The sequence below is a fragment of the Micromonospora terminaliae genome (genome assembly GCF_009671205.1).
Classification (GTDB): Bacteria; Actinomycetota; Actinomycetes; order Mycobacteriales; family Micromonosporaceae; genus Micromonospora; species Micromonospora terminaliae.
Window position 1 is genome coordinate 3034605 of record NZ_CP045309.1, and the last position, 11121, is coordinate 3045725.

Annotated in this window: 12 protein-coding genes, 1 pseudogene and 1 riboswitch; of the genes and pseudogenes, 7 read left to right on the forward strand and 6 right to left on the reverse strand. The window is 77.2% G+C overall.

All coding sequences use genetic code 11. From position 1 onward, the window contains the following. Positions 1-39 precede the first annotated feature (39 nt). Positions 40-174, reverse strand: coding sequence for a hypothetical protein (locus GCE86_RS32360; RefSeq protein WP_255474590.1), 135 nt, complete (start codon positions 172-174; stop codon positions 40-42). 45 nt (positions 175-219) lie between these two features. Continuing rightward, positions 220-349: riboswitch (cobalamin riboswitch) on the reverse strand. Positions 350-655: 306 nt separating this feature from the next. Between GCE86_RS32360 and GCE86_RS13645 the strand changes: the two genes are divergently transcribed. Beyond that, positions 656-1363 (forward strand): MBL fold metallo-hydrolase, encoded by a 708-nt coding sequence (locus GCE86_RS13645; RefSeq protein WP_244317288.1) that lies wholly within the window; start codon positions 656-658, stop codon positions 1361-1363. Positions 1364-1436: 73 nt separating this feature from the next. On the opposite strand, the gene GCE86_RS13650 is transcribed toward GCE86_RS13645, so the two are convergent. Then, positions 1437-1769 carry a hypothetical protein gene (locus GCE86_RS13650; protein WP_154227311.1) on the reverse strand — a complete coding sequence of 111 codons (333 nt, stop codon included), beginning with the start codon at positions 1767-1769 and terminating at the stop codon, positions 1437-1439. An 86-nt stretch (positions 1770-1855) separates the two neighbouring features. Beyond that, a complete protein-coding gene (locus GCE86_RS13655; RefSeq protein ID WP_154227312.1) occupies positions 1856-3073 on the reverse strand; it encodes an MFS transporter in 1218 nt (405 codons plus the stop codon). Positions 3074-3220: 147 nt separating this feature from the next. Between GCE86_RS13655 and GCE86_RS13660 the strand changes: the two genes are divergently transcribed. Together GCE86_RS13660 and GCE86_RS13665 are read left to right on the forward strand one after the other, a co-directional pair. Beyond that, positions 3221-4210, forward strand: a complete 990-nt coding sequence (locus GCE86_RS13660) for a LacI family DNA-binding transcriptional regulator (protein ID WP_154227313.1) — start codon at positions 3221-3223, stop codon at positions 4208-4210. Positions 4211-4301: 91 nt separating this feature from the next. After that, the gene (locus GCE86_RS13665) at positions 4302-4997 is read left to right on the forward strand and encodes an alpha/beta hydrolase (protein ID WP_204341987.1); all 696 of its coding nucleotides are present in this window, start codon (positions 4302-4304) and stop codon (positions 4995-4997) included. Between the two features lie 6 nt (positions 4998-5003). Here the strand turns inward: GCE86_RS13665 and GCE86_RS13670 are convergent, their stop codons facing one another. Beyond that, a complete protein-coding gene (locus tag GCE86_RS13670; RefSeq protein WP_154227314.1) occupies positions 5004-6185 on the reverse strand; it encodes an FUSC family protein in 1182 nt (393 codons plus the stop codon). 104 nt (positions 6186-6289) lie between these two features. Then, positions 6290-6913 carry a TetR/AcrR family transcriptional regulator gene (locus tag GCE86_RS13675; RefSeq protein WP_244317289.1) on the reverse strand — a complete coding sequence of 208 codons (624 nt, stop codon included), beginning with the start codon at positions 6911-6913 and terminating at the stop codon, positions 6290-6292. A 70-nt stretch (positions 6914-6983) separates the two neighbouring features. Here GCE86_RS13675 and GCE86_RS13680 point away from each other — a divergent pair, with 70 nt between their 5' ends. From GCE86_RS13680 to GCE86_RS13690, 3 genes are all read left to right on the forward strand, one after another. Beyond that, on the forward strand, positions 6984-8138 hold the full coding sequence (locus tag GCE86_RS13680; protein WP_154227315.1) for an FAD-dependent oxidoreductase: 1155 nt from the start codon (positions 6984-6986) through the stop codon (positions 8136-8138). 157 nt (positions 8139-8295) lie between these two features. After that, positions 8296-8904, forward strand: a complete 609-nt coding sequence (locus GCE86_RS13685; RefSeq protein ID WP_154227316.1) for a glycine zipper family protein — start codon at positions 8296-8298, stop codon at positions 8902-8904. 137 nt (positions 8905-9041) lie between these two features. Continuing rightward, positions 9042-10049: a LacI family DNA-binding transcriptional regulator gene (locus tag GCE86_RS13690; RefSeq protein WP_154227317.1), complete on the forward strand. Its 1008-nt coding sequence runs from the start codon at positions 9042-9044 to the stop codon at positions 10047-10049. 61 nt (positions 10050-10110) lie between these two features. Here the strand turns inward: GCE86_RS13690 and GCE86_RS13695 are convergent, their stop codons facing one another. Continuing rightward, complete coding sequence (locus tag GCE86_RS13695; RefSeq protein WP_154227318.1) at positions 10111-10719, reverse strand: bifunctional 4-hydroxy-2-oxoglutarate aldolase/2-dehydro-3-deoxy-phosphogluconate aldolase; 609 nt, start codon at positions 10717-10719, stop codon at positions 10111-10113. A gap of 85 nt (positions 10720-10804) precedes the next feature. Here GCE86_RS13695 and GCE86_RS13700 point away from each other — a divergent pair. Beyond that, positions 10805-11083, forward strand: a pseudogene (locus GCE86_RS13700) (glucuronate isomerase); the annotation flags it as partial. Positions 11084-11121: the final 38 nt, after the last annotated feature.

Sequence of the window (11121 nt, forward strand, 5' to 3'; positions counted from 1 at the left end):
GCAGGGGCGCCCGGCCGGGTGCGGGACCCGGCGGGACGGTCAGCGGCGGACGGCGCGGGCCCGCCCGGCGCGCGGCACGGCGGCCTGCGGGGCGGCGGGGTGAGCGGTCAGCGGCGCGTCGGTGCGCGCCGGCCGGGAACGACGATCGTCGTCGATGGCGGAAAGGCCGTGCATCGGGTCCTCCTCGGGTGTCCACGCCCTGGGGCTCTCCGACGGCCGAAGTATCCTGGCTCCCGGATCGACGCTCACCCCCGGCCTTCCAGCCGCGCACGCACGGCCGTGACTCACGAGGGGGGATCGCTCCCCGGTGACAGTGGCGGGACCGCGCCGGAATCGCACCGGCTTCCTTCACTGCCGTCAGGCCGCGAATGCTGCCACAGCCGCCCGGCGCGGGTCAACGCCGGGTCCCCGGCCTTGCCCGCGACCTCCGGCATCCGCCCATGTCGATATTAATTCCTTTTCCGTCGTCCCGATCGCAATGGCCCGGGTCGATGGGAACGGCGGCATTCCGGCGGCCCGTGGCGGGCCTTCCCGGTGCGCGCCGGTCCGGGCGCCGTGACCGCGTCGCCGCAGCCGGGGCGGCCCGGAGCGGCATCCGCCCGATAGCATCGCGGTCGACTGTGATCATGTGCCACGGAGCGGGGAGGAATTGCCGGTGACGCTGCGCCATCTCGCCGGCCGGGTCTGGTTGTTCCCCGGCGATCCCGACCCGTTCGCGGTCCGCCCGGCCGTGGCGGTGGTCGCCGACGACCGCGGAAGTGTGATCGTCGACGCGGGCCAGAGCCCCGCCCACGCCCGGGAGGTCCGGGCCGCGGTGGCGGCGGCCGGGTTGCCGGAGGCGCGCTGGCTCGTCTACACCCACCACCACTGGGACCACGTCTGGGGCGCCTGCGCCTGGCCGGACGTGGAGATCGTGGGGCACGAGTCGGCCGTACCCCTGCTGCGGGCCGAGGCGGCCCGGCCGTGGAGCCACCGCTACCTGCGCGAGCAGGTCCGCGAGAACCCGCGCCTCGGGCACAGCTTCCGCGCCCGGGCCCTGGCCGTCGACTCCTGGGACGGCTTCGCGGTGCTGCCGCCGACGCGCACCTTCACCGACGAGCTGAGCCTGCCCACCGGCGTGGTGGTCCGGCACGTGGGCGGCCGGCACGCGCCGGACTCCACGGTGGTGCGGGTGCCGGACTCGGGGGTGCTGCTGATCGGCGACTGCTGGTACCCGCCGCCCGCGCACCTGCGCACGGCCGAGGACGGGCCCGACCTGGCCCTCGCGGCGAGCCTGCTCGACGACGACGTGGCCTGGTACGTCTCGGCCCACGACGAGCCGCTGACGCCGGCCGAGGCCCGCGCCGCGCTGGCCGGCGGCTGAGCCGGCTTCGGGGTCGAGCGAACGCCGCCCCGGCCGGCGCCGGAGCCGGGCTCCGCGGCGGCGCGCCGACGGGTCAGCGGGCGCGCCGCTCCGGGTGCGCCCGGTTCCAGGCGCGCATCCGCTCCGGGTAGCCGGTGCGGGCGGCCTCGTAGAGCGGGACCGCGTGCTTCTGGGCGATCTTCCCGGCGGCCCGCGGCGAGCCGGTGCGGCGGCGGATCCACTCCCCGTCGTGCGCGATGGCCACCACGGTGGTGTCGGTGGCGGTGGTCTCGGGTTCCAGATAGAACTCGACCCCGCGCCGGCTGGTGACGAACGCCTCCAGCGCGGCCAGGTCGTCCCGGTTCGCCTCCCGGTCGAGCTTGGTCGGGGTCGTCGGATCGGTGGCCCGGCGGCTGAACCAGCCCATGGCCGCCTCCTCTCCTCGGCGTCCCAGCCAGTGCAGCACGCGAACCTGGCAACCGGCTGGACGCCGGGTGGACGTCGGCTGAGGCGTCAGCGGGCCGGCGGGCGCAGGATCGGGACCAGCGCGAGGGTGGGCAGCAGGAGCAGGGGGACCAGGCCGAGGGCGTGGAGGATGCCCAGGTGGTCACCGAGGAAGCCGAGCAGCGGCGGGCCGGCGAGGAACGCCGTGTAGCCGATCATGGCGACCACGCTGACCCGGGTGGGCGCCCGGTCCTCGTCGTCGGCGGCGGCGCTCATCCCGACCGGGAAGCCGAGCGACGCCCCGACGCCCCACAGCGCCACGCCCACCACGGCGAGCGGCCCCGAGCCGGCCAGCACCGCACAGGTGGCGCCGGTGACGGCCAGCGCGATGGTGCCGAACAGCACCGGCACCCGGCCCCACCGGTCGATCGCCACGGTGCCGGCGGTCCGGCCGAGGGTCATGCCGACCACGAACACCCCGAAGACGGCGGCGCCGGCCGCCTCGCTCACCCCGTACCCGTCGACGAACGCCACCGCCAGCCAGTCGTTCGCGCTGCCCTCGGTGAACGCCATGACCAGCACGAACAGGCCGATGAGCAGGGTGCGCGGCTCCCGCCAGGTGGCCAGCAGCGCGCGCCGGTGGTCGGCGGGCTCGGCCGCGCCGGCCGGCTCGGCCGGTGCGGCCAGGAAGGCGCGGACGCCGAGCAGCGTGCCGGCCAGGACCAGCACCGCGATCACGGGCAGGTGCCAGCCGACCGGTACGCCCAGCCGGGCCGCACCGGCACCGAGCCCGGCGCCGGCGACCGAGCCGAGGCTCCAGGCGGCGTGGAACCGGGGCATGATCGTGCGGCCGAGCCGCTTCTCCACCGCCGCGCCCTCGACGTTCATGGCCACGTCGCAGGTGCCGGAGCCGTACCCCACGGCGAACAGCCCCACCACGACGCCGATCAGCGAGCCGGCCAGGCTGGCCGACAGGCCGGCGGCCGTCAGGCCGAGCGCGACCAGGACGGTCGAGGACGCCACGGTGCGGGCCGGGCCGAGCCGCAGGGTCACCAGCCCGGCGGTGGACATGGCCACCAGCGCACCGGCCGACATGGCCAGCAGCAGCAGGCCGAGGCGCCCGGCGCTGAGCCCGAGGGACTCACGGATCGCGGGGACCCGGGCGAACCAGGTGGCCACGGCGAGCCCGTTGAGGGCGAACACGGCCGCCACGCCGTTGCGGGCGGCCAGGACCGCCCGCGGGCTCACGTCGCGGGCCCCGGCCGGCGCGTCGATGGTGCTGCTCACCGTGCTGTCGTCCTCTCCCCGGAGTGTCGTCCGACGACCATCGCACACCTGAGAGCGCTACCACCACAAACGGCTCCCACCCCTTACCCCGGGGGACCTCGGCCGGGCATGATGCCGACAGAACGGCCAGCACGGGGAGGACCAGACATGGAGACACCGAGCGCCCGCCCGGCGACCCTCGACGACGTGGCCCGGGCGGCCGGGGTCTCCCGGGCCACCGCGTCCCGGGTGCTGGGCGGGTACGGGTTCGCCTCGGTGGACGCCCGGGAGCGGGTGCACGCCGCCGCCGACCGCCTGGGCTACGTGCCCAACGTCACGGCCCGCGCCCTGGTCCGGGGCGCCGGGGTACGCCTCGTCGTGGCGGTCTCCGGCACCGACGCCACCGTGCTGGACGACCCGTACGTGGACCGGCTGGTGAGCGCGGCGGCCCGGGTGTGCGCCCCGCACGGGGTCGGCGTCGCCCTGGAGTGGCTGCCGCTGGACGCCCCGGCCGGGCTGCGCCGGCTCGGCGACGACCGCAGCGTGTGCGGGGTGCTGCTGGTCAACACCACCGCGCGGGTGCTCGACGCGGTTCCCGTGGGGCTGCGCGGGCGGGTCGTCTCGATCGGCACCGGCTCGCCGGCCGTACCGTCCTTCGACGTGGACAACGCCGCCGGCGCCGGCGCGGTCCTGCGTCACCTGCACGCCGGCGGCCGCCGCCGGATCGCCATGGTCACCGGCCCCCGCTGGCTGAGCTGCGCCGAGCGGTCGGTGACCGCGTACGAGGGGCTCATGCGGGCGGCCGGGCTGCCGGTGCGCCTGGTCACCGGCGACTTCACGGCGGCGCGGGGCGCCCGGGCGGCGCTGGAGGCGCTGGACCGCTGGCCGGACACCGACGCGATCTACGCGGCCAGCGACGCCACCGCGCTGGGCGTGATCGCCGCGCTGCGGGGGCGCGGGCTGCGCGTGCCGCACGACGTGGCGGTGGCCGGGTTCGACGACATCCCGTACGCGGCCGTGAGCAGCCCGGCGCTGACCACCGCCACCCACCCCGTGGCCCGGATCGCCACGGCGGCGGCCACCGCGGTGCTCGACGGCCGGCCGGTGCCGCCGGTCACCGCGTTCCCGTCGACGCTGGTGGCACGCGAGAGCGCCTGAGCCGACGGTCGAGCGCCGGCGGCGGACGCGCGGTTGAGCCGCCGGCAGCCGGGTATCCGCCGCCCGACCCGACCGACGACAGGGGGGCGAGGTGACCGAACCCGCGCCGCCGCACCGGCAGCCCGAGGAGGGCTACCGGCACGGCCGCCTGACCGCCCGCCCCACGACCGTGGCCGCACCCGGCCCGGCCGGCCCGGCCGAGGTCCCCGACCCGGCCGGCGGGCCGCCCGCGCTGCGCCACGTGCCGATCGGCGGCGCCGGGCCGTACCGGGTGGTGGTGCTGCTGCACGGCGCGGGCGGCTCGGCCCGGCAGGGCCTCGACCTGCTGCTGCCGCTGGCCGACGCGCACCGGTTGCTGCTGCTCGCCCCGCAGGCGCTCGCCAGCACCTGGGACCTGATCGCCGAGGGGTACGGCCCGGACGTGGCCCGGATCGACGCGCTGCTGGCCGGGACGCTGCGCGCGTACCCGGTGAACGGGGTGACCGTGGGCGGCTTCTCCGACGGCGCCTCGTACGCCCTCTCGCTGGGCCTGACCAACGGTGACCTGGTCGACGCGGTGCTGGCCTTCTCCCCCGGCTTCGCGGCGCCGCTGGTGACCCACGGCCGGCCCCGGCTGTTCGTCTCGCACGGCACCGACGACCGGGTGCTGCCCATCGACGTGTGCAGCCGGCGGCTGGTGCCCCGCCTGCACTCCCTCGGCTATCCGGCCGAGTACGCCGAGTTCACCGGCGGGCACGAGGTGCCGGCGGAGATCCGGCAGCGGGCGGTGGACTGGCTGGTGGGGTGAGCCGGGTCAGTGCCCCGGCCCGGTGACCGCCGCGTCGACCCGGGCCAGCACGGTGGCGTCGTCGTCGCCGCGTACGCCGCGCAGCAGGTCGATGGCGGTGGCCCGGACCTGGCCGATGATCATGGCGAGCGGCAGCGTCTCGCCCGGGGTGAAGAGCCGGCCCGCGACCCGCACCGCCTCCAGGGCGGCGACGTCGACCCGCTCGGCGTGGGCGTCGGCGACGCCGTCCTGCCCGGTCAGGTCCGCGGCGAGCGCGTCGCCGGCCGAGCGCACCGCCTCGGCGAGGGTCCGCACGGCGCCGCCCAGCTCGGCCGGGACCGGCGCCGGGCCGCGGGTCAGGGTGACGGCGGCGCGCGCCAGCACCCGGACGTTGCGGACGGCGTAGTCGATCTGCCGGATCGAGCCCTCCACCGAGCGCAGCCGGCCCAGGTGCCGGCGGCGGCGCACGTTGAGCCGCAGCGCCTCGCCCGCCGCGCGCACGGCGTCGCGCAGCCGCTCCACGCCGGCGTCGGCGTGCCGGGCCCGCTCCAGGGCGGCCAGCGCCGCCGCGTCGTCGCCCCGGTCGAGCGCGTCGGCGATCTCGCCGAGCACCCCGGCCAGCTCCTCGAAGGTGTGCCGGAACTCGCTGACCAGCGGGGCGAGCGGGCGGCGGGCGTCGACGAGCTGGCTGGCGACCACGGCCACCGCCCCGCCGATCAGCGCGTCGACGAACCGGAACGGCACCAGTGACCCGGTCGGCGGGGAGACCACCACCAGGTAGAGCGCCGAGACGGCCGCCTGCACCACGGTGACCGAGCTGGCGCCGATGGCCACGGCCAGGGCGACGGTGAGCAGGATGACGGTGAGCACCGTCCAGGTGGTCCGGGGGCCGAGCGCCTGCACCACCAGGTCGGCGACGAGCACACCGGCCGCGACGCCGAGCACCACCTCGACGGCCCGGCGCATCCGCTGGCCGCGGGCCTGGCCGAGCACGATCAGCGCGGCGGCCGGGGCGAAGAACGGCTGCGGGTGGCCGACGAGCCGGGTGGCGAGGATCCACGCGACGGTGGCCGCCAGGGTCGCCTCGACCACCGGCAGCCAGCCGCGCCGAAGCCGCCCGGCCGCCTCCCGGACGGCTGCTCCGGGTCGCGGCGTGGCGCCGGACCCGCCGAACCGGAGTAGCCGCGTCCCGCCGCCCGACCCCGTCATCGCCCGCCTCCCTGTCGTGCCCGCCCACCATCCTCGACCCGGTCGCGGCGGACGGCAGCGGCGGGCGTCACCGCACACCGGTGGTGGCGGTCACGGCCGGCCCGTCAGGCCCCCGTGAAGGCCAGCAGCAGGGTACGCACGCCGGCCCGCAGGTCGTCCCGGCTGGCCGGCGTGCCGGGCGGCGGCGCACTGAGCGCTCCGGCGCCGACCAGGCGGTCGAAGAGCAGCCCGTCGACGAACGCGACGAACTGGTCCCCCTGCCGGCGCGGGTCCGGTGCGCCGGCGCGGGCCAGCAGATCCCGGGCCTGGACGCGCAGCACGGTGCCGTGGTCGAGGATCCGGCGCAGCTCGGGCCGGTGCACCGCCTCCAGCAGGCAGGCGTAGCGGGCCAGGGCGCGGCTGCGTCCGGTGGTCAGCCACCGGTCGAGCACCTCGGCCACTCCGGCGGCGAGCTGATCGAGCCCCTCGGGGCCGAGCGCCGGCGCGGGGCCGGGGGGCTCGGTGGGCAGCTCGTGGGCGGCCAGGTCGGCGCGGTCGAGGTCGGCCAGGCGCTGGACCACGGCCTCGATGAGCGCCTGCCGGGTCCGCAGGTACGCCGAGGTGGTGCCGGGCGGCATCCCGGCCCGCGCGTCGACGGCGCGGTGGGTCAGTGCCCGCATGCCGCCCTCGGCCAGCAGCTCCACCGCCGCGTCGGCCAGCCGGGCCACCCGGGCCGCCCGTGCACTCACCGTGGTCCCTCCTCAGACGTGTTCTACGGAGGTAGTATCGCCTTCTACAGGCGTAGAAGGGGTGATCGGCATGGGCGAGCCGCACGCGATCGTGGTCGGCGCCGGCATCGGCGGGCTCGCCGCGGCGCTCGCCCTGCACCGCCGGCGCTGGCGGGTCACCGTGCTGGAGCGCGCCGCCGAGCCGCGCGAGCTGGGCACCGGCCTGACCCTCATGGCGAACGCACTGCGTGGACTGGACGCGCTCGGCGTGGGCGAGGCGATCCGCCGGCAGGGCGTGCCGGACTCGCCCGGCGGGCTGCGCACCAGCGACGGCCGCTGGGTGTCCCGGATCGAGGGAGCCGCGCTGGAACAGGCGCTCGGCACCCCCGCGCTCGGGATCCACCGCACCGCGCTGCACCGGCTGCTCCGCGCCGCCCTGCCGGCCTCGGCACTGGTCACCGGCGCCGACGTCGTGGAGGTCGACGCCGATCGGCCCGCCGTGACCTACCGGCGGGACGGCTCGCCCACCACCCTGCGGGCGGATCTCGTGGTCGGCGCCGACGGGCTGCACAGCGTGCTGCGCCGCCGGCTCTGGCCGGAGCTGCCGGCCCCGGCGTACTCCGGCTCGACGGCCTGGCGGGCGGCGATCCGCTGGACCGGGCCGGTGGCGACGGCCGTCACCTGGGGGCCGGGCCGGGAGTTCGGCATGGTCCCGCTCGGCGACGGCCGGCTCTACTGGTACGCGGCCGAGACGGCCCCGCCGGGCGGGCACGAGCCGGACGAGCTGGCGGCCGTCCGGGACCGCTTCGGCGGCTGGCACGAGCCGATCCCCGCGCTGCTGACGGCCACGCCGCCCGAGACGGTGCTCCGGACCGACCTGTTCCACCTGGCCACCCCGCTGCCGTCGTACGTGCGAGGCCGGGTGGCCCTCCTCGGCGACGCGGCGCACGCCATGACGCCGCACCTCGGGCAGGGCGCGGGGCAGGCCATCGAGGACGCCGTGGTGCTCGGTGCCGCGTGCGCGGGCGGGCCGGGCGACCTGGCCGGCGCGCTGGCCGCGTACGACCGGCAGCGGCGACCCCGCAGCCAGGCGGTCGCCCGGGCCTCCACCCGCGCCGCCCGCTACGGCCAGCAGCTGCGCCACCCGGCGGCGGTGGCCGTGCGCAACGCCCTGCTCCGGTTGATCCCGGCGAGGGCGGCGCTGCGCGGCGCGGCCCGGTACGCCGACTGGCAGCCGCCGGGCTGAGCCAGAAACTGCGCAGGCACGACCCTCCAGAATATCGATCGCGCACGATTCGAGGTCGGCCGAACGGGAGGGCGGGCCGATAAAGTCGGCGGCAGGCCGGTGACTGAGGGCCGCGAGCCCCCGCTGCACCCGCTCCCGGGTGTGAAAGAGGTGACCCATGATCTTCGGCATCATCAGCGTCGCCGTCCACATCGTCCTGGGCGCCGGGCTCGGCGCGGCGGCCGGCGGCACCATCGGCCTGCTCGTCGGCGCGGTCGCCGGGCTGCTCATCGGCGCGCCGTTCGGCTGGGCGGTCGCGTCCGCCGGCACCTACGCCGCCGACGCGAAGGGCATTGTCCTCTTCGTGGTCGACCACACCTGGAGCCTGCTCAACACACTCGCGGGCGCGCTCTACCTGACCCTGCACCTCGTCTTCGGGCACCAACTCGACCGGGCGGTCTCGCAGGCCAGCGGGCGGGTCAACCTCGTCGAGGGCGTCTCGCCCCGCTACGCCACCACCATCGGCACCGTCTGCGCGGGCTCCAGCCCCGGCATCCAGCGGCACGAGGACGTGCACGTCCTCCAGGCGCGGCTGCTCGGCCCGCTCTACCTGCCGCTGGTCGCCCTCAACTTCGCGCTGTTCACCATCGCCCCGGTGTGGCTGCTCTGGCACGACCACAGCAACGCGCCGATCAACCGGTTCACCCGCTACTTCGAGATCGGCGTCTACCCGCACGTCTGGAACGAGGCCATCGCGTACCGGGTCCAGGGGACCCCGCCGCGATGACCGGCGCGATCGAGGCGGTCACCACCTCCCGCCCCACCGCCTAAGCCGCGTGAGCGCCGCCTCCGCCGATCACGGAACGGCCTTCCCGGCCGTGCTGCGGTAGCCTCTCGGCCACCGGGCTGTGCGAGGGGGTGCCGATGGCGACACTGGCCGACGTCGCCCGCCGGGCGGGCGTCTCCCCCGCGACCGCGTCGCGGGTCATCAACGGCAGCAGCAAGCCGGTCGCCGACGAGCTGCGCGAACGGGTGCTGAAGGCCGTCGCCGAGCTGCGGTACGTGCCGAACGCGCACGCCCAGCTGCTGGCCCGGCCGCGGCGCAGCGTGGTCGGCGTGCTGGTACACGACGTGTCCGACCCGTACTTCGCCGAGGTGACCCGGGGGCTGCAACGGGTCGCCACCGAGCGGGGACGGCTCGTCATCATCTGCAACAGCTACCGCGATCCGGAGCGCGAGGTGGAGTACGTCGACCTGCTCCGCGCCCAGCAGGTCGCCGCCATCGTGCTGGCCGGGTCCGGCTACCACGACCCCACGGTCAACGCGCTGCTCGACGAGCGGCTCGCCGCGTACGCGGCCACCGGCGGCCGGGTCGCCGTGATCGGCCGGCACCGGCACCGGGGCGACGCCGTGCTACCGGCCAACGAGGAGGGCGGCCGCCTGCTCGGCGCGGAGCTGCGCCGCCTCGGCCACCGGAGCGTCGGCGTGCTGGCCGGCCCACGCCCCCTCACCACCACGAGCGACCGGCTCGCCGGGCTCGCCGCCGGCCTGGGTGAGCCGCTGCCGGAGGCGCGGATCCGGTACGCGGACTTCACCCGCGACGGCGGGTCCCGCGCCGCCGCGGAACTGCTGGACGCCGTGCCGGGGCTGACCGCCGTCGTGGCGATGAACGACTCGATGGGCGTCGGCGCGCTGAACCTGCTGCGCGCCCGCGGCGTGCGGGTGCCCGCCGACGTGTCCGTGGTCGGCTTCGACGACATGCCGATCGCCGCCGACGTGACACCGGCGCTGACCACCGTGCGCCTGCCGCTGGCCGAGCTGGGCGCCCGCGCCATGACCCTGGCCCTGGACGCGCCCGACGGCCGGGACCGGGTGGAGACCCTGCCCGCCGAACTGGTCCACCGCGACAGCCTGGGCCCCGCCCCCGCCTGACCGGCGCAGCGCCCGCCCCACCGCCGCCGGGACGGACCGGCGCAGCCCCGGGCGGACCGGCTCAGCCCGGATCGGCGGCGAGGGCGGCGAGACGGGGAATCTGCCGCGGGTCGGACAGCGCCGATCCGACCGCCACCATCCGCGCCCCGGCGGCGAGGAAGTCGCCCGCGTTGTCGGCGTCGATCCCGCCGGTGGCCACGAACCGCGCCTCGGGCAGCGGCCCGGCGACGGCCCGGAACCAGGCGGGCCCGAGGCTGACCGCGGGGAACGCCTTCAGCCAGACCAGGCCGTGGTCGAGGGCCCGCTGGGCCTCGGTGGGGGTGGCCACGCCGGGCAGGTGCGGGATGCCGTAGCTGACCGCCGCGTCGGCGATCGCCAGGTCCAGCCCCGGGGCGACGGTGAACGCGGCGCCCGCCGCGGCGGCCAGCCGGACCTGGGCGGGGGTGCGGACCGTGCCCGCGCCCACCAGGCGGTCGCGGCGCCGGCCCGCCGCCACGGCGGCGCGCAGCGCGAGGACCGCGTCCGGCGTGCGGATCGGCACCTCCACCACGTCGATGTCGAGGTCCCAGGCGCGCTCGGCGAGCCGGACGGTCTCGTCGGGCGGCAGGTCGCGCAGGATCACCATCACCCGCGCGGGCCCGAAGACCGGCTCGAAGTCGTGCCCGCTCATGGCTCGCTCCCTCCACGGTGGATGCCGCCGCCCGCATTCTGCACCGTTCCGCCGCCGGCGCGGGGCCGCTCCGGCGGACCGGGGGAACGGCTGGGGCGGGCCGGGCAGGCGGGTCGTCACCACGTTCCGCCCGGACGACGTGGTGGACATGGAGTTCGGCAACTGGTCGGCCAACCTGGACCGGCTCGCCGAGGACACCGGCACGTACGCCGGATACCTGGCCGCGCTGCGGCGGCGCCGGGCGGCGTTCATCGCGGCGGGCGCCACCTCGTCGGGCCACGGGCACCCGACCGCCCGTACCCTCGCTCTCGACCCGGCGGAGGCGGCGGCGCTGTACGACCGGGGGCGGGCCGACGCCGCCGAGACCATCGTGGACGTGGCGTACCGGCTGCCGAAGCGGGT

Coding starts and splice junctions, on each gene's coding strand:
- GCE86_RS32360 (WP_255474590.1), bottom strand. CDS start 174: ATGCACGGCCTTTCCGCCATCGACGACGATCGTCGTTCCCGGCCGGCG.
- GCE86_RS13650 (WP_154227311.1), bottom strand. CDS start 1,769: ATGGGCTGGTTCAGCCGCCGGGCCACCGATCCGACGACCCCGACCAAG.
- GCE86_RS13660 (WP_154227313.1), top strand. CDS start 3,221: ATGGAGACACCGAGCGCCCGCCCGGCGACCCTCGACGACGTGGCCCGG.
- GCE86_RS13670 (WP_154227314.1), bottom strand. CDS start 6,185: ATGACGGGGTCGGGCGGCGGGACGCGGCTACTCCGGTTCGGCGGGTCC.
- GCE86_RS13680 (WP_154227315.1), top strand. CDS start 6,984: ATGGGCGAGCCGCACGCGATCGTGGTCGGCGCCGGCATCGGCGGGCTC.
- GCE86_RS13685 (WP_154227316.1), top strand. CDS start 8,296: ATGATCTTCGGCATCATCAGCGTCGCCGTCCACATCGTCCTGGGCGCC.
- GCE86_RS13690 (WP_154227317.1), top strand. CDS start 9,042: ATGGCGACACTGGCCGACGTCGCCCGCCGGGCGGGCGTCTCCCCCGCG.
- GCE86_RS13695 (WP_154227318.1), bottom strand. CDS start 10,719: ATGAGCGGGCACGACTTCGAGCCGGTCTTCGGGCCCGCGCGGGTGATG.